Source organism: Thiocapsa sp. C2-2m (assembly GCF_041903745.1).
GTDB lineage: Bacteria > Pseudomonadota > Gammaproteobacteria > Chromatiales > Chromatiaceae > Thiocapsa > Thiocapsa roseilacustris.
In genome coordinates, this window is record NZ_JBBWVD010000063.1 from 1 (window position 1) to 16,888 (window position 16,888).

20 protein-coding genes and 3 pseudogenes are annotated in these 16,888 nt (G+C 63.5%); all 23 read left to right on the forward strand.

Going from position 1 to position 16,888, the window contains the following annotated elements; translation table 11 throughout:
* The coding region (locus AADX97_RS27140; RefSeq protein WP_374239345.1) for a hypothetical protein at positions 1 to 233 on the forward strand (233 nt) is incomplete at its 5' end.
* Complete coding sequence (locus AADX97_RS27145; RefSeq protein WP_374237465.1) at positions 214 to 480, forward strand: type II toxin-antitoxin system Phd/YefM family antitoxin; 267 nt, start codon at positions 214 to 216, stop codon at positions 478 to 480. The genes AADX97_RS27140 and AADX97_RS27145, both read left to right, overlap by 20 nt.
* A complete protein-coding gene (locus tag AADX97_RS27150; RefSeq protein ID WP_374237464.1) occupies positions 477 to 920 on the forward strand; it encodes a type II toxin-antitoxin system VapC family toxin in 444 nt (147 codons plus the stop codon). The genes AADX97_RS27145 and AADX97_RS27150 overlap by 4 nt, the downstream gene beginning before the upstream one ends.
* Before the next feature lie 683 nt (positions 921 to 1,603).
* The gene (locus AADX97_RS27155; protein ID WP_374237463.1) at positions 1,604 to 1,831 is read left to right on the forward strand and encodes a type II toxin-antitoxin system Phd/YefM family antitoxin; all 228 of its coding nucleotides are present in this window, start codon (positions 1,604 to 1,606) and stop codon (positions 1,829 to 1,831) included.
* Positions 1,832 to 1,842: 11 nt separating this feature from the next.
* On the forward strand, positions 1,843 to 2,256 hold the full coding sequence (locus tag AADX97_RS27160) for a type II toxin-antitoxin system VapC family toxin (protein WP_374237462.1): 414 nt from the start codon (positions 1,843 to 1,845) through the stop codon (positions 2,254 to 2,256).
* A 295-nt stretch (positions 2,257 to 2,551) separates the two neighbouring features.
* Positions 2,552 to 2,848, forward strand: a complete 297-nt coding sequence (locus AADX97_RS27165; RefSeq protein WP_374239347.1) for a HEPN domain-containing protein — start codon at positions 2,552 to 2,554, stop codon at positions 2,846 to 2,848.
* A gap of 101 nt (positions 2,849 to 2,949) precedes the next feature.
* A complete protein-coding gene (locus AADX97_RS27170) occupies positions 2,950 to 3,699 on the forward strand; it encodes a glycosyltransferase family 2 protein (protein ID WP_374237461.1) in 750 nt (249 codons plus the stop codon).
* Between the two features lie 394 nt (positions 3,700 to 4,093).
* Positions 4,094 to 4,363, forward strand: coding sequence for a type II toxin-antitoxin system Phd/YefM family antitoxin (locus tag AADX97_RS27175; RefSeq protein ID WP_374237460.1), 270 nt, complete (start codon positions 4,094 to 4,096; stop codon positions 4,361 to 4,363).
* Positions 4,350 to 4,766, forward strand: coding sequence for a putative toxin-antitoxin system toxin component, PIN family (locus AADX97_RS27180; RefSeq protein ID WP_374237459.1), 417 nt, complete (start codon positions 4,350 to 4,352; stop codon positions 4,764 to 4,766). The genes AADX97_RS27175 and AADX97_RS27180 overlap by 14 nt, the downstream gene beginning before the upstream one ends.
* An 86-nt stretch (positions 4,767 to 4,852) precedes the next feature.
* A complete protein-coding gene (locus AADX97_RS27185; protein ID WP_374239159.1) occupies positions 4,853 to 5,797 on the forward strand; it encodes a hypothetical protein in 945 nt (314 codons plus the stop codon).
* A 166-nt stretch (positions 5,798 to 5,963) separates the two neighbouring features.
* A complete protein-coding gene (locus AADX97_RS27190) occupies positions 5,964 to 6,287 on the forward strand; it encodes a DUF6516 family protein (RefSeq protein WP_374237380.1) in 324 nt (107 codons plus the stop codon).
* Positions 6,269 to 6,637: a transcriptional regulator gene (locus tag AADX97_RS27195; RefSeq protein WP_374237381.1), complete on the forward strand. Its 369-nt coding sequence runs from the start codon at positions 6,269 to 6,271 to the stop codon at positions 6,635 to 6,637. The genes AADX97_RS27190 and AADX97_RS27195 overlap by 19 nt, the downstream gene beginning before the upstream one ends.
* Positions 6,638 to 6,886: 249 nt before the next feature.
* On the forward strand, positions 6,887 to 7,831 hold the full coding sequence (locus tag AADX97_RS27200) for a hypothetical protein (RefSeq protein ID WP_374239346.1): 945 nt from the start codon (positions 6,887 to 6,889) through the stop codon (positions 7,829 to 7,831).
* 277 nt (positions 7,832 to 8,108) lie between these two features.
* A pseudogene (locus AADX97_RS27205) lies at positions 8,109 to 8,585 on the forward strand (NAD-dependent epimerase/dehydratase family protein); the annotation flags it as partial.
* A gap of 405 nt (positions 8,586 to 8,990) precedes the next feature.
* Positions 8,991 to 9,218: a type II toxin-antitoxin system HicA family toxin gene (locus AADX97_RS27210; RefSeq protein ID WP_374237407.1), complete on the forward strand. Its 228-nt coding sequence runs from the start codon at positions 8,991 to 8,993 to the stop codon at positions 9,216 to 9,218.
* A gap of 840 nt (positions 9,219 to 10,058) precedes the next feature.
* The gene (locus AADX97_RS27215; protein ID WP_374237406.1) at positions 10,059 to 10,325 is read left to right on the forward strand and encodes a type II toxin-antitoxin system Phd/YefM family antitoxin; all 267 of its coding nucleotides are present in this window, start codon (positions 10,059 to 10,061) and stop codon (positions 10,323 to 10,325) included.
* Between the two features lie 924 nt (positions 10,326 to 11,249).
* Entirely contained in the window at positions 11,250 to 11,567 is a 318-nt protein-coding gene (locus AADX97_RS27220) for a hypothetical protein (RefSeq protein ID WP_374237405.1), read from the forward strand.
* Positions 11,564 to 11,857: a type II toxin-antitoxin system RelE/ParE family toxin gene (locus AADX97_RS27225; RefSeq protein WP_374237404.1), complete on the forward strand. Its 294-nt coding sequence runs from the start codon at positions 11,564 to 11,566 to the stop codon at positions 11,855 to 11,857. The genes AADX97_RS27220 and AADX97_RS27225 overlap by 4 nt, the downstream gene beginning before the upstream one ends.
* A 564-nt stretch (positions 11,858 to 12,421) precedes the next feature.
* On the forward strand, positions 12,422 to 13,354 hold the full coding sequence (locus AADX97_RS27230; RefSeq protein ID WP_374237403.1) for a hypothetical protein: 933 nt from the start codon (positions 12,422 to 12,424) through the stop codon (positions 13,352 to 13,354).
* A 277-nt stretch (positions 13,355 to 13,631) separates the two neighbouring features.
* A pseudogene (locus tag AADX97_RS27235) lies at positions 13,632 to 14,144 on the forward strand (NAD-dependent epimerase/dehydratase family protein); the annotation flags it as partial.
* 218 nt (positions 14,145 to 14,362) lie between these two features.
* Positions 14,363 to 15,403: an SLBB domain-containing protein gene (locus tag AADX97_RS27240; protein ID WP_374237402.1), complete on the forward strand. Its 1,041-nt coding sequence runs from the start codon at positions 14,363 to 14,365 to the stop codon at positions 15,401 to 15,403.
* A gap of 471 nt (positions 15,404 to 15,874) precedes the next feature.
* A pseudogene (locus tag AADX97_RS27245) lies at positions 15,875 to 16,399 on the forward strand (glycosyltransferase family 2 protein).
* Between the two features lie 15 nt (positions 16,400 to 16,414).
* Positions 16,415 to 16,624: a hypothetical protein gene (locus AADX97_RS27250; protein WP_374237468.1), complete on the forward strand. Its 210-nt coding sequence runs from the start codon at positions 16,415 to 16,417 to the stop codon at positions 16,622 to 16,624.
* The last annotated feature ends 264 nt before the right edge of the window (positions 16,625 to 16,888 follow it).

Consider the following 16,888-nt stretch of genomic DNA (forward strand, 5'->3'; position numbering starts at 1 on the left):
CATCCTCCGCGGTGCCGAGGTACTGGGCCATGTCGAATTCCGGTAGATCGGCTACTTCGATCGTCTTCGTCATCGGATCTCACTCCCCTATGTTGGCCGCCAAGGTTTTTGCCGCCACGATTAGCGCAGGAACGGGTTGGCATTTAAATTGTGCCCACAATCAACGCTTCATGAGCGACAATGTGGTCGCAATTGATAAAGAGGCTCCTTCCGATGCAAGTGGCGATCCGTGATTTGAAGGCCAATCTTTCCCGCATCCTGGCCCGAGCGCAGGCCGGGGAATCGATCGAGGTGACGTCCCACAACAAGCTGATCGCCCGTATCGTCGGTGTTCCTTCGGGCACCGCGGACGGTCTGCGGGAGTTGATCGGACGGGGTACCTTGTCCTGGCGTGGCGGTAAGCCGCAGCTCGCGCCTCCGGTCGAGTTGTCCGCTGAAGGAACGCCGGTCAGCCGAATGGTGCTGGAGGACCGCGATTGATCCTGTTTTGCGATACGTCCGCCTTGATCAAGCTCTACATTCGGGAAGACTTTACCGACATGATGTTGTCAGCGGCGGCGTCGGCTTCCGTCACCGCCGTGTGTCGGATCGCTTGGGCAGAGGCGATGGCCGCGTTGGCAAGGCGCTCACGCGATCATTCAGCTGATGCCGGTGCAATCGATGCCGTCCGGTGCCGTCTGCGCAACGATTGGAATGACTACGCGATCATCGAGGTCACCCAAGCGCTGGTTGAGCTGGCTGGCGACTATGCGGACACCTTTGCACTGCGGGGCTACGACAGCGTCCAACTCGCCGCTGCGCGCACGCTGCATGAGGCAAGTGGCGAGCCGGTCCAGTTTGCCTGTTTCGACAGGCGTTTACGGAATGCAGCCCGCGTGTTGGGCTTGGAGTCGGGGGACGTCCTCGATCTGCCCGGGTGACACGCAGAGCAGCTTCCCCGTCCAGGCAGATTTCTTCTGGTGGGGATGGTGTCTGTTGCGCGTTAGGCTGCTTGAAGAACAGCGCCGGCAAGCCGAGCTCATCGGGCAGTTGCGCGACGAGATTGCGATACTCAAGGGCGAGAAGGCTCGACCGAAGTTCAAGCCGAGCGGGATGGAGCAGCAGACCGAGCCCGGAAGCTCCGAGGGTGACGCCGGCGGTGACGCCGGAACCGGGGCCGGTGACGGAACCGGTGGAGCGCGCAAGCGAGCGGGCTCGGCGAAGCGGCCCAAAACCACGCAGCTCACCATCCACGACACCGTCGGGATCCCCCCCGGCATGGAACTGCCGGCGGGATCGCGCTTCAAGGGCTATCGGGTGCGGCGTAGCTCGCTCCCAGGCTCTGCGTGGGAGTGTGGTGTGGACGCTTCGCGTCCGACGCTCCATGAATGCGTTGGCGTCTGGATCGGGTCCGGTTTCCCGGCCTGCGGGGTCCGCCGCGGAGCGTCGGGGCGACACTCCCACGCGGAGCGTGGAAGCGAGTTACCGGTGACGACAATGATCGACCGACCAGCGCGAAAGCCAGTCGATGGTCTCTGCCCATGAAGGCTATCGGCTGTCTTTGACTGGCGAAACTCGGGATGTACATTTATGCTTACACTATTTTGTACATCGCGAGGCCGACATGAAACAAGCCAACTTCACCGAAGTGCGGAACCATGCCAAGACCTACTTCGATATGGTCGAATCGGGTGAGACCGTGCGGGTGCTGCGCAACGGCAAACCCATTGCCGATATCGTCCCGGTTGAGGCCGATCTCCCATCCTGGAAGCGCCGCAAGGCCCAACCGCTGGTCCTGGATGGCGTGTTGGTCAGTCGGATGATTCTCGACGAGCGCGACGCCGGGGTTTAGGAACGGCTTTGATGCGCGTTTTTTTTGATAGCTCGGCCTTCGTCAAGCGCTATGTCCGCGAAGAAGGCACCGAAGCCGTGCTGGCATGGTGCGACCGCGCCGGCGAAATCGGTCTCTCCGGAATCGCGTTGCCGGAGATCGTATCGGCCTTCTGCCGCCTGCGTCGCGAAGGCAAGATCGACGAGGCCCAGTATCGGCAGCTGAAGTCGTTGCTGTTGGCCGACATCGAGGACGCGGCGATTTGCGACATCACGCCCGAGGTCCTGGCGCAGTCGATTGTCTGCCTTGAAAACAACCTGTTGCGTGGCATGGATGCCATCCATATCGGCAGCGCACTCGCGCTGAAGGTGGACGTTTTCATCACTGCGGACCAGCGGCAAGGCGATGCCGCGAGTCGAGCGGGACTGCGCGTCGATGGGTTGTGAGTCGGCACGTTGCCGGATGGACACGCGTAGCACAGTACACCAGCGTCGGCGCGGGATTCGGTGGACTTCGCTGTCGCTCGTCCACCCTCGTGTGCCCGACATGGGCATGTACGTGTTACCTGAAAGGAGGTAACCGCGAAGAGTGGAAACCGGGGACGGGAAACCGGGGACGTACCACGGTAATCGCGATCGGTGACGAAACACTCTCCGGCGACCTCTTTCTCAGGTCGCTGGATCGCAAAGGCTGCGCGAGACTGCGCCAAACGGATTCCAGACTACGTCAGCATGGCGCTTAATCCTTGCTTCGGCCTCACGACTATTGGAAGGTACGCCCCCGTATCCCGATACAGCGGTCTATCACTGTCAGCAAGCCGGCGAAAAGGCACTCAAGGCGTTTCTTGCAGCCCATGGGCGGCCCATTCGCCGTGTCCATGACTTGGTTCTGCTGATCGACACCTGTGTCGGGTTGGATGCATCCTTCAGCCAACTGGCGGAGGCTGCCGAAATCCTCACACCTTACGGAACCACTTTTCGCTATCCGGGTGCCGCGACGGAGTTGGGAGTCTCTCCGATCGGGAGTGAGCGCGTCTGACCCGGTTGCCGGCGCTCTTGTTGCCGGCGCGGGGCGTGAGGTCACTGAACCGGGCTTAGGCTCGGTTTTTTTGTTTTGGGCTTCTTAGTTGGGTCTCGCCTATGAAGATCTCGGTCATCACGGCCACCTGGAACTGCGTCGAGACGGTCGGCGATTGCTTGGCCTCGGTCGCCGGCCAGTCCTATCCCGATCTTGAGCACATCCTGATCGACGGCGGGAGCCGGGACGGGACGCGGGAGGTGCTGCAGGCCCATCGCGACCGGCTTGCGGTGCTGGTGAGCGAGCCGGACGGGGGGATTTACGATGCGCTGAACAAGGGCCTCGCGCGGTCGACCGGCGAGGTGGTGGGTCTGCTGCATGCGGACGATGTCTATGCCGATGCGGAGGTGCTCGCGCGGGTGGCCGGGGCCTTTGCGGATCCGGCGGTGGAGGCGGTCTACGGCGACCTGGTGTATGTGGCGCGGGAGGACACCGGGCGGGTGATCCGCGATTGGCGCTCCGGGACGTTTCGGCCGGCGCGGCTGCGTCGGGGCTGGATGCCGCCGCATCCGACGCTCTACCTGCGCCGCGCGCTCTACGCACGCTTCGGTGTCTTCGATACCCGCTATCGCATCGCGGCGGATTACGATCTGATGCTGCGGATGCTCACGCAGATGTCGGGGCGGGTGCTGTATCTGCCGCAGGTGCTGGTGCGCATGCGCGTGGGCGGGGAGAGCAACCGCTCGGTGGGGAAGATCCTGCAGAAGTCCCGCGAGGATTGTCGGGCGCTGCGGTCGAACCGGGTCGGCGGGCTGGGGGCGCTGGCGTGGAAGAATCTGTCCAAGCTGCCGCAGTTTGTTCGGCGGGGGTGATGTCTGCGGGGTGGTCGACGCCCCCGGAAACAGCCCGATCTCCGGGTCCGCCGACTTCAGTCGGCACGGAGCCCGGGCGAGCGGGCCGATCCGGCGCGTCGGGATCGCTCGTCACACGCGCCGACTGAAGTCGGCGGACCCACGCGGGTACCGGTCGCCAGGCGAGGCGTTGCCGCAGGATGATCCCGGGCAGCGGCCACCGGACGTCGGCTGGGCCCGCGCGCGGCTCGGGGGGCGCCGAGGGTGGCGTTGCGGGATGGGTTGAAGCCGACGATCGGCTCGTTTGATGGGTTGTTGCGGAGGGTTGCTTGAGGCTCGGCTCCTGGGTGTTGTGGCCAAGGACAATCCTCACTAAAGTAGTCGTTCTGGCCATTTCACCCATTTAGGGGGCAGCATGATTGTCGTGACTTCGGTCGAAGCCCAGAGCCGTTTCGGAGAGTTGATTGATCGGGCGCAGCGGGAGCCGATCGAGATTACGCGCCGCGGGCGGCCGGTCGCCTACGTGGTTTCGGAACACGACCTCAGGGAGCTGGGCGACGTACGCAGGCGCAGGGAAGAGGCGGTGCGATGGTATGCAAACTATCGGCGAGCTATCGCCGCCTCACCGGAGGCAGCGGCCCTGACCGACGAGGACATCGATCGACTCGTCCATGAGCTTCGCTAGGCGGATCGTCCTGGACACGGGTGTTCTGGTGAGCGCGGCGATTCGCCCGGGTTCAGTCCCGGCCTTGGCCTTGGAGAAGGCTCTGCTCAATTTCGACGTGTGCGTCAGCCGGGAGACCCTGGCCGAGCTTGTGGCCGTGCTGAGTCGGCCGAAGTTCGATCGCTACGCGCCGCCACGGCAACGGGACGATTTCGCGGCGGGGTTTCGCGCTCGGGCCGTTGTCGTGGAGGTGCCGACGACGGTCTCGGATTGCATAGACCCCAAGGACAACATGTTTCTGGCACTGGCCGAGACGGCCGAGGCGGACCTGATCGTTTCCAGCGATCCACACCTGACGACTCTGCATCCCTGGCATGGGATTCCCATACTTCTGCCGGCCGCATTCCTCGTCGGGATTCGCTAGGTTGGCGACGCTCCCATGCAGAAACCGGGGACGTACCACGGTCATCGCGATCGGCGACCGGCCATCGCCCGTCACAGTAGCCCTGCATGACCGACACCGCCGAGCCCACCCCGCGCAGCGACCACGACAGCCCTTGGAAGGAGGCCCTGGAGGGCTATTTCCCGGAGTTCCTCGCGCTGCTCTTTCCACGCATCCATGCCGGCATCGACTGGTCCCTCGGCTACCGATTCCTCGACAAGGAGCTCCAGCAGATCGTTCGCGACGCCGACATCGGTCGCCGCTACGCCGACAAGCTCGTCGGCGTGCACAGGCTCGACGGTCAGCCGGCCTGGGTGCTGGTGCACGTGGAGGTGCAGGGCGAGCCCGAGACGGCCTTCGCCGAGCGGATGTTTGTCTACAACCACAAGATCCGCGACGCCCACGGCGTGCCCGTCGCCAGCCTCGCCGTGCTCGCCGACACCGATCCGCGCTTCCTCCCCGAGCACTACTCCGACGACCTCTGGGGCTGTTCCATCACCTTTCGCTTCCCGATGGTCAAGCTCATCGACTGGGGCACCCCCGAACGCTGGCCCGCGCTCGAGGTCAGCGACAACCCCTTCGCCCTGGTCGTCATGGCCCAGATCCGCGCCAAGGCCACCAAGGATGCCGAAACCCGCAAAGCCTGGAAGTTTCGCTTGATTCGCCTGATGTATGATCGCGGCTACGCACGCAAGGACATCCTGGAGCTGTTCCGCGTCATTGATTGGATGATCAGACTGCCCGGAACCCTGGAGGACTCTTTCCTTCAGGAGCTCTACACCTACGAGGAGACCAAACAGATGCCGTACGTCACCAGCGCCGAACGCGCCGGGATCAAGAAAGGGTATCGCCAAGGCGAGGCCGACCTCCTGCTCTGGCTGATCGAGAACAAATTCGGTGCCGACTCCGCCGAGGCCCTGCGCGAACGGATCGAATCGGCCGACAACGACAGTCTGCGCCGCTGGTCCGTGCGCATCCTCACCGCCGACACCCCGGATGCGCTCTTTCAGTGAGGCTATCGGTCCACAGAGCGGGCCCTACCTCGACCGATACGGCCGAATCCGCCCCGCCGAGCCCACCCGGCAGGAAAGACAAGGCCCGGCCGGCATACCGAGCGCATAGATCTCCATTGCCTGCAACAGCTGCGCATCCACCCCGAGCCAGCCAATGTTGGCATGATTGACAACGGTCGACCTGATAGGCACATTCTCCGGCATGTCTGCTGAACTGATCACACGCCTCAAGGACGTCACCCTAGAGGGTGACATCATTGAGCTGGTGGTCTGGCGACTCCCGGAGCCAGTACCACCGTCCGGACATTGTTACAAATACCGTCTGGTCTATGTGCGCAATGGACGACGGCTGATTGGTTTCGACAACGAGCGTGGCAAAGGTGACCACTGCCACATCGGCGGCAAGGAACACCCATACCGGTTCAGCGGCCCCGAGCAACTGATCGAAGACTTCATCGAGGAGGTCCAACGATGCCGCAACGCAGACTGACGATCACAATGTCCCCGCACTGGAAGGATCTGCTACGCGCCCAGGCAGGCGCCTTCAGTGCGTCCGGCTACCGAGGCGAAACGCTCAATTTCGAGAGCCCGGCCGCCTTTTTCAGCCAACTGACGGAGCGTCGGTGGGCATTGTTGCAGTTGCTCATCGGGGCCGGCGAGCTCGGCTTGCGCGAGACCGCTCGGCGCGCCGGCCGCGACGTCAAGCGGGTGTCCGAGGATGTGGACGCGCTGGTGAACGTGGGACTCTTGGAGCGCACAATCAGTGGTGGTGTCTGCTGCCCGTTCAACGAGATCCATGTCGATCTTCACCTGACGGAGAAGACCAAGCAAGCCGCCTGAGACACGACAGCCAGCCTCTGTCTTCAGACCGATCAGAAGCGCTTCGTCGCTTCCACGCTCTGAGATCGTGAAAAGTATTCCCGCTCGGGATCGAAAAACCCTCGCCAGCCCGCAACGGCCGCCGGACCTCCGCACATCGGACCCTACGTCGAGCCAAAGGCACTCAAGCACCTGGGGACGGTGCGTCGCCTGTTCATCAAACCCTGCAGGGGACTGGACTCCGACCATCGCCCGTCACAGGAGCCCCGCATGAGCGACACTGCCGAGCCCACCCCGCCCAGCGACCACGACAGCCCTTGGAAGGAGGCCCTGGAGGGCTACTTCCCGGAGTTCCTCGCGCTGCTCTTTCCACGCATCCATGCCGGCATCGACTGGTCACGCGGCCACCGGTTCCTCGACAAGGAGTTCCAGCAGATCGTCCGCGACGCCGACATCGGTCGCCGCTACGCCGACAAGCTCGTCGGTCTGCACCGACTCGACGGTCAGCCGGCCTGGGTGCTGGTGCACGTGGAGGTGCAGGGCGAGCCCGAGACGGCCTTCGCCGAGCGCATGTTCGTCTACAACCACAAGATCCGCGACGCCCACGGCGTACCCGTCGCCAGCCTCGCCGTGCTCGCCGACACCGATCCGCGCTTTCGCCCCGAGCACTACTCCGACGACCTCTGGGGCTGTTCCATCACCTTTCGCTTTCCGATGGTCAAGCTCATCGACTGGGACACCCCCGAACGCTGGCCCGCGCTCGAGGTCAGCGACAACCCCTTCGCCCTGGTCGTCATGGCCCAGATCCGCGCCAAGGCCACCAAGGATGCCGAAACCCGCAAAGCCTGGAAGTTTCGCTTGATTCGCCTGATGTATGATCGCGGCTACGCACGCAAGGACATCCTGGAGCTGTTCCGCGTCATTGATTGGATGATCCAATTGCCCGGAACCCTGGAAACGGCCTTCCGCCAAGAGATCTTCACCTACGAGGAGAGCAAACAGATGCCGTACGTCACCACCGTCGAGCGCGCTGGGATCGAGAAAGGGTATCGTCAGGGCGAGGCCGACCTCCTGCTCTGGCTGATCGAAAAGAAGTTCGGCGAGACCTCTGCCAATGCCCTGCGCGAGCGTGTCGAATCCGCCGACAGCGACACCTTGCGTCTCTGGTCCGAACGCATCCTTACAGCCGACACCCCGGATGCGCTCTTTCATTGAGCCGCTGACCAGCCTCGCGCGGGAAACCGGGGACGTACCACGGTCATCGCGATCGGCGACGAATCGGCCTCGCTTGCTTCCGAGCGATCTGCTTGGGGCCGGCGCATCCCCGATCCGATGTCGGCGCCGACGCCCCGCCGTGCCGGGTGCGCCAACGGGGAGCGGTTGCGGGACAAGTGTAGCGGCGACTTTAGTCGCCCTCTCGCTCCTGCGGCTTGGTTTCCGGGCGACTGAAGTCGCCCCTACCTCTGGGCGACTGAAGTCGCCCCTACACGCCTACCGCCGCCAGCACGGGATGCGCATCAAGGTCGCCCGTATCTTCAACACCTACGGGCCGCGGATGCATCCCAACGACGGCCGCGTGGTCTCGAACTTCATCGTCCAAGCGCTGCGGAACCAGCCGATCACCATCTACGGCGAGGGGACGCAGACGCGCTCCTTCTGCTATGTCGACGATCTGATCGAGGGCTTCATTCGTCTGATGGACAGCCCCGATGAGCTGACGGGGCCGGTGAACCTCGGCAGTCCGGGCGAGTTCACGATGATCGAGTTGGCGGAGACCATCCTTGAGCTGACTGGCTCGCGTTCGGCGCTGATCCATGAGGCGTTGCCGCAGGATGATCCGCGGCAGCGCAAACCGGATATCGCACTGGCGCAAGACAGGCTGGGGTGGGCGCCGACGGTGGCGTTGCGCGATGGGTTGATGCCGACGATTGGGTATTTTGAGGGGTTGTTGCGGGGGCAGGGGGCTTGAGTCTCGGCTCCCGGGTGTCGGGGGAACCTCAGTTCCTTGCTAGGTGTTGGGTGAGGTGGCGGCATTGAAACGGGTCGCCGGCGCTAGCAGTAAGATCAGAGGCGCTTGCGTGCCGAGCGCCGTTCGGCCGTTTACCGTGGTTTTCCGCAATCTGTTTTTGGGGTGTACTCATGGAGTGTCTGGTCAATTTACATATCGAGGCATTGGAAGAAGGTGGCTACGTAGCAACCTCCGATGAGATTCAGGGTCTGGTCGCACAGGGTCGGACCGTTCAGGAGACATTGGAGATTGCGAAGGACGTGGCGAGGCGTCTGTTGGAGGCGCAGACGGAGCGTCAGGCAAAGCAGCCGTTGAGGCCGGTGGGCGTCGCATTCGATTACCCGTTGTTGATCGGATCTTAGGCGGATGGGGCGATTGGCGGGCTTACGTTATCGGGACGTTGCGCGACGTTTGAAGCAACTCGGCTTTGCATTCGATCGGCAAGCCGCCGGTAGTCACGAGATCTGGTTCAACGTGACGACCGGGCGATACACGACGCTACCGAATCATCCGGGTGACATGCCCGAAGGCACGTTGCGTGCAATCTTGAAACAGGCGGATATCACGCCGGAGGAGTTTCTGCGTGCTCGCTGACGGCAAGAGGCCGCCCGCGCCTGGACAACACAGTGCGCCGACGACAGGTCGGGTCACAGACGGTTTCGTGATGCAGCTCATTCAGTTGGAACACAGGCGATCCTTCTCTGGAGCCCGAAAGGAGGTCTGATCATCCGCGTCGGTAAACGCATCCTGTCTTTGGTTGGAGTGATGGCGATGCTAGTCGGCACCGGCCTGTCGGGGCGAATGAATTCGCCCCGACAGGCCGGTCGATCCTTTCTCAGAGATCACCTGAGATGTCGCCGGTGGCGCTGGCTGGTGGGGTACGTTCCGTGAATTGGCATTCCGTCTGCGAATGGCTGGAAGACCTTTAGGGGCTGTCGGGGCGAATGAATTCGCCCCGACAGGCTTTTGGCTTAGCTGGGGATGAGCGTTGTTGTTGAAGAACCGGGCCTTGTCCCGGTTTTTTCGGTTTTGGACTGCGCTCGAAAGCCCGTACTTCGAGTTGTTGCGCAACGACGCCACCTTCCCGCTCTCTGCCGAGGTCGACGAGATTGACACTCTGGCCTGCCGGTATCCCCGATCCAATCTTGGTCTGCCGGCCCCAGCACGGCCTGCGCATCAAGGTCGCCCGCATTCGGAGAAGATCGGCTTCTTGTGCCGGAGTGAGCGATGTCTTGATGAGGGGGAGGGGGGCGCGGGGATTCGCAAAGCAGCGCTTTGCGGCGCCGGGATGTCGGGTTACGCTGCGCTAACCCGACCTCCGGCGAATACCTGCACAGTCTCGGAGTGTGGGAGCGTGGTGGAATTTAAATTGTGCCCATAATCAACTCTTCATGAGCGACGATGTGGTCGCAATTGACAAAGAGGTCTCTGCCGATGCAAGTGGCGATCCGTGATCTGAAGGCCAATCTTTCCCGCATGCTGACCCGAGCGCAGGCCGGGGAATCGATCGAGGTGACGTCCCACAACACGCTGATCGCCCGTATCGTCGGTATTCCCTCGGGCACCGCCGAAGGTCTGCGGGAGTTGATCGGACGGGGTACCTTGTCCTGGCGTGGCGGTAAGCCGCAGCTCGCGCCTCCGGTCGAGTTGTCCGCTGAAGGAACGCCGGTCAGCCGAATGGTGCTGGAGGACCGCGATTGATCCTGTTTTGCGAGACGTCCGCCTTGCTCAAGCTCTATATTCGGGAAGACTTCACCGACGTGATGCTGGCAGCGGCGGGGTCGGCTTCCGCCACCGCGGTGTGTCGGATCGCTTGGGCAGAGGCGATGGCCGCGCTGGCAAGGCGCTCACGGAATCGGTCGCCGGCGCTAGCCGGGGAGTCGGGTTACGTTGCGCTAACCCGACCCCGGCGAAGACCTGCACAGATCGCGTAGGGCGGATTAGGTGCGCTGGCTCCGTGGCCCTGGAAAAGAATAGGTTGGCGCGCACCCAACCCCAAACGGTAGGTCGGATTAGGGCGTTGGGTGCGGTGAGGGACGAACCGCACCGTGCTCCACCGTTGGCGTCAGACCAGGCGCGGTTCCTGCGTCACCGCACCCTACGGGCTCAACGGACCGCCTTGATGAAGGTGTGGGCGTCTCGATCGGGTCCGGTTTCCCTGCCTGCGGGGTTCGACGCGGAGCGTCGGGGCGACAGTCCCGCGCGGAGAGATCGTGCAAGTACTCCCCGACGGTGTCGACCGAAGCGCCGATCGCGTAGGTCGGGTTAAGTGCGCCGGCACCGTCGCCTCTGAGAAAGAACAGGTTGGCGCGCACCGTAACCCGACATGCGGCGCCGGGATGTCGGGTTACGCTGCGCTAACCCGACCTACGGCGAATACTTTCACAGTCTCGGAGCGTGGGAGCGAGTTATGCGAGTTATGACACGAGCGACTGGTCCCGGGGCGTCCGTCCGGGGTTTCGCGTCCGGGTGTGGGATCCCGAGGCGCACGGACGACACGGTGACCAAAGCCAGAGGTTTCAGAACTTGAAACACCGTATCGCCATACCGATGACGATATGGAAAACTTCCGTGCAGGCTCCTACAGCATGAGCATCCCTGAGTGACCGATCGATCGAGGAGCGGTTGCCCGAGGCCGAAGCCAATCCGAAGCGTTCGAGGGCGCTGGCAAACGCGCGCGGGCGCTTGGTAAACACTTTGTATCCGGATGGGTTGTGTGTCTGGTCCGGTTATTCATCGATGTCGAGGTTGAAGATGTCTGCGATAGTCAGCAAGCCAGATGCGTATAAGCTGATTGATCAGCTTCCCAATAATGCAACTTGGGACGACTTGATGCATGAAATTTATGTACGAGAAGCGATTGAGCAAGGGATAGAGGATAGCAAGGCAGGAAGAACGAAAGATGTTGGCGAGATCAGAAGGAAATACGGATTACCTGAATGAGAGTTCACTGGACGGAAACAGCCGAGGCGCATTTGGATGCGATCCACACTTACATCGCTCAAAATTCGGAAACCTACGCGTTGCGTACGGTCGATCGTATCACGAAACGGTCAAATCAGATCGCCGAGTTCCCGCTGTCTGGACGAAGAGTACCGGAATATGACGAAGAGCACGTCAGGGAAGTCTTTTCCGGTCCATATAGAATCATATATCAGATTAAACCGGACCAAATTGATGTCATCGCTGTGATCCACGGTGCCATGCATGTTCTGCGGGATGCGCAGGAATAGCGGTGCCAATCAAGCGGAGTGAACCAATCCCTGAAACGACGCGGATCGACATCATCGCTGGCGCTCGGCCAAACTCAAACTGCCTCCCACGCGCCACACCAAACTGGCTCTCACGCTCCGAGATCGTGCAAATATTCCCCGACGGTGTCGACCGAAGCGCCGATCGCGTAGGTCGGCTTTGGTGCGCCGGCACCGTCGCCTTTGAGAAAGAACAGGTTGGCGCGCACTGTAACCCGACATGCGGCGCCGGGATGTCGGGTTACGCTGCGCTAACCCGACTACGGCGAATACTTTCACAGGCTCGGAGCGTGGGAGCGAGTTACGCGCAGAGTGGGAGAGAGCGTCGGGGGTGTCGTTTGGACCGAGTATCGGACGGGCGATCGTGACGCCTGGGGCACGCAGCGACGGTGCACGAAACCTCGTCGGTCCGCATCGGCCATCGGTGCGCACAGCGGAGCCGACATCAACCGAAATTCACTCAAGCGCCCCAGGATGGCACGTTGAGTGTTCATCAAGCCCTGCAGGGGATTAAACTGCGACCATCGCCTGTCACAGGAGCCCCGCATGACCGACACCGCCGAGCGCACCCCGCGCAGCGACCACGACAGCCCCTGGAAGGAGGCCCTGGAGGGCTACTTCCCGGAGTTCCTCGCGCTGCTCTTTCCACGCATCCATGCCGGCATCGACTGGTCATGCGGCCACCGGTTCCTCGACAAGGAGTTCCAGCAGATCGTCCGCGACGCCGACATCGGTCGCCGCTACGCCGACAAACTCGTCGGTCTGCACCGTCTCAACGGCCAGCCGGCCTGGGTGCTGGTGCACGTGGAGGTGCAGGGCGAGCCCGAGACGACCTTCGCCGAGCGCATGTTCGTCTACAACCACAAGATCCGCGACGCCCACGGCGTACCCGTCGCCAGCCTCGCCGTGCTCGCCGACACCGATCCGCGCTTTCGTCCCGAGCACTACTCCGACGACCTCTGGGGCTGTTCCATCACCTTTCGCTTCCCGATGGTCAAGCTCATCGACTGGGACACCCCCGCAGCCTGGCCCGTGCTGGAGGTCAGCGACAATCCCTTCGCCCTGGTCGTCATGGCCCAGATCCGCGCCAAGGCCACCAAGGATGCCGAAACCCGCAAAGCCTGGAAGTTTCGCTTGATTCGCCTGATGTATGATCGCGGTTACGCGAGGAAGGACATCCTGGAGCTGTTCCGCGTCATCGATTGGATGATCAGACTGCCCGGAACCCTGGAGGACTCTTTCCTTCAGGAGCTCTACACCTACGAGGAGACCAAACAGATGCCATACGTCACCAGCGCCGAGCGTGCCGGTTACCACAGAGGCGAGGCCGACCTCCTGCTCTGGCTGATCGAAAACAAATTCGGTGCCGACTCCGCCGAGGCCCTGCGCGAACGGATCGAATCGGCCGACAACGACAGCCTGCGCCGCTGGTCCGTGCGCATCCTCACCGCCGACTCCCCGGATGCGCTCTTTCATTGAGCCGCCGACCAGCCTCGCGCGGGAAACCGGGGACGTACCACGGTCATCGCGATCGGCGACGAATCGACCTCGCTTGCTTCCGAGCGATCTGCTTGGGGCCGGCGCATCCCCGATCCGATGTCGGCGCCGACGCCCCGCCGTGCCGGGTGCGCCAACGGGGAGCGGTTGCGGGACAAGTGTAGCGGCGACTTTAGTCGCCCTCTCGCTCCTGCGGCTTGGTTTCCGGGCGACTGAAGTCGCCCCTACCTCTGGGCGACTAAAGTCGCCCCTACACGCCTACCGCCGCCAGCACGGCATGCGCATCAAGGTCGCCCGTATCTTCAACACCTACGGGCCGCGGATGCACCCCAACGACGGCCGCGTGGTCTCGAACTTCATCGTCCAGGCGCTGCAGAACAAGCCGATCACCATCTACGGCGAGGGGACGCAGACGCGCTCCTTCTGCTATGTCGACGATCTGATCGAGGGCTTCATTCGTCTGATGGACAGCCCGGACGACCTGACCGGGCCGGTCAACCTCGGCAACCCCGGCGAGTTCACCATGATCGAGTTGGCCGAGACCATTCTCGAGCTGACCGGCTCGCGCTCGGCGCTTGTCTATCAGGCGTTGCCGCAGGATGACCCGAAGCAGCGGCAACCGGACATCGGCCTGGCTCGTGCGAGCCTCGGATGGGAGCCGAGGGTGGCGTTGCGGGAGGGGTTGAAGCCGACGATTGCGTATTTCGACGACCTGTTGCAGCGGACGAGAGATCTAGGGGCGCAAGGGGCGGTGGGACCGGACGCGGCCTAGAGAGAACTTGAAAGATCGATGCACTGGCTCGGTTTGGTACTTGGACGCTTCCTCGGATTCTTCGGTCTTTTGCACATGGCCGCTAGCGCGGCGTCTGGAGGCTCCGCGGGTCGGGCGCAGAAGCGGCCGTCATCTTTGAGTGCGTTGGTCGGTTGTAACCGGATGTGCGGGGCAGAGTGTGTCGGAAAGTCCCTGATGACGAAGGAGGGCGGTTCGAGATGAGACAGTGGCAACGACTCTGGTGGATCGCCGTGTGGGTCGTTGTGATCGGTGCCGTCGTAGGATGCGCCGGGACGCCTGCGAGCGACGGGGAGAAGGGTGCGACTTCTTACGCCGAGGAGGCGCAGGCCCGGGCGGCGCACGTGCGCGCGACCGAGCTGAACCAGGCGCTGGCGATGGCGGCGGCCGGGTCCGGCGGGGACCTCTCAAGCCATGATTATCGGCTCGGACCGGGCGACGTGATCAAGATCGAGGCGCCGCAGGTGCCGGAGATCCAAGGTCTGAGCGTGCGGATCACGGGGCCGGGAACGGTGAATTTGCCCCTGGTGGGCGAGCTGCGGTTGAGCGGGTCCACGGTCGGCGGGGCGGAGCAGCTCTTGTCGCAGCGCTTAAGCCGTTTTGTGCATCAGCCGCAGGTCGCGATCTTCGTCCAGGAGTTCGCCTCGCAGGAGGTGACGGTGACGGGCGCCGTGACACGCCCGGGTGTCTATCCGATCACGCGTCCGAGGACCCTGATCGAGGTGCTGTCGATGGCGGGTGGGTTGGCCGGGAATGCGGGATCGACGGTCGGGGTGCGCACTGTGGGGCCGGATCCGCAGACCGGGGAGCTGACCGCGCAGAATCTGATCCTGGACTTGCGGGATTTGGTGGCGAATCCGAATGCGAGTACGCTTGTGTTGCGCGGCGGGGATAGCCTCTATGTGCCCGAGGCCGGGACCATCTTCGTGGACGGCGCGGTGGCCGAGCCGGGTTCGTTCGCATTGCGCCCGGACATGACGGTGCTCAAGGCGATTGCCGAGGCCGGAGGGACCAACTGGGAGGCGATCGACTCGAACATCCGGGTGATCCGGCACGACGGCAGCGGGGCACCGCGGGAGCTGGCGGTGGACCTTGCGGCGGTGCGTGATCGCGGGGTCGCCGACTTGCCGTTGGAAGACGGGGATGTGGTGATCGTCGACAGTAATACGGTGAAGAAGGGCGCGGTCACCATGTGGAATCAGACGCTGCGGGTCTTGTCGCTGCGGGTCTTGTATCGGTGATGCGGGCGGGGGTTGGCCGGTGATATGCGGAGAGGTTTCGCAAGTTCTCCCGCGCGGGATCGGGAGCGACGGCTCCACGGCGATTGGGCCGAGGCGGGACGCGCAACAATGAGGCGGGGACCGGGGCCTTAGGCGAATACCGGAAACCCTCATACCAACAGCGTAGGTTGTGCCGAGCCGCGCGAGGCACAACCAACCGTCGGCGCGAGTTGTGCTTCCTATCGTCAGCACAACCTACGGGTATGGAAGTTTGCGGAAATCACCTTAGCGTTGGGCTTCGTTCCTCAGCCCAACCTACCGGAATTCTTCCAGGATCTCGCGGGTTGGGAGCGAGTGGTTGGTCTCGTCGCGCGGGTGTGAGCGCCTCCGGCCCGGGTTGCCGGGGCTCTCGCCGGCGCGGGGTGTGCGTTGACTGAAACCGAGCTTGGGCTCGGTTTTTTTGTTTTTGGCTTATGAGTTGGGTCTGCGCTTATGAAGATCTCGGTCATCACGGCCACCTGGAACTGCGTCGAGACGGTCGGCGACTGTCTGGCCTCGGTCGCCGGGCAGTCGTATTCGGACCTCGAGCACATCCTGATCGACGGCGGGAGCCGGGACGGGACGCTGGAGGTGCTGCAGGCCCATCGCGACCGGCTCGCGGTGCTGGTGAGCGAGCCGGACGGGGGGATCTAGGATGCGCTGAACAAGGGCCTCGCGCGAGCGACCGGGGAGGTGGTGGGTCTGCTGCATGCGGACGATGTCTATGCCGATGGGGAGGTGCTCGCGCGGGTGACCGGGGCCTTCGCGGATCCGGCGGTGGAGGCGGTCTACGGCGACCTGGTGTACGTGGCGCGGGAGGACACCGGTCGGGTGATCCGTTATTGGCGCTCCGGGACGTTTCGGCCGGCGCGGCTGCGTCTGGGCTGGATGCCGCCGCATCCGACGCTGTATCTGCGCCGCGCGCTCTACGGGCGCTTCGGTGTCTTCGATACCCGCTATCGCATCGCGGCGGACTAGGATCCGATGCTGCGGATGCTGACGCAGCTGTCGGGGCGGGTGCTGTACCTGCCGCAGGTGCTGGTGCGCATGCGCGTGGGCGGGGTGAGCAACCGCTCGCTCGGGAAGATCCTGCAGAAGTCCCGGGAGGACTATCGGGCGCTGCGGGCGAACCGGGTCGGCGGGCTGGGGGCGCCGGCGTGGAAGAATCTCTCCAAGCTGCCGCAGTTTGTTCGGCGGGGGTGATGTCTGCGGGGTGGTCGACGCCCCCGGAAACAGCACGATCTCCGGGTCCGCCGACTTCAGTCGGCACGGAGCCCGGGCGAGCGGGCCGATCCGGCGCGTCGGGACCGCTCGTGACACGCGCCGACTGAAGTCGGCGGACCCACGCGGGTACCGGTCGCCAGGCGAGGCATTGCCGCAGGATGATCCCGGGCAGCGGCCACCGGACGTCGGCGTGGCCCGCGCGCGGCTTGGGGGCGCCGAGTGTGGCGTTGCGGGATGGGTTGA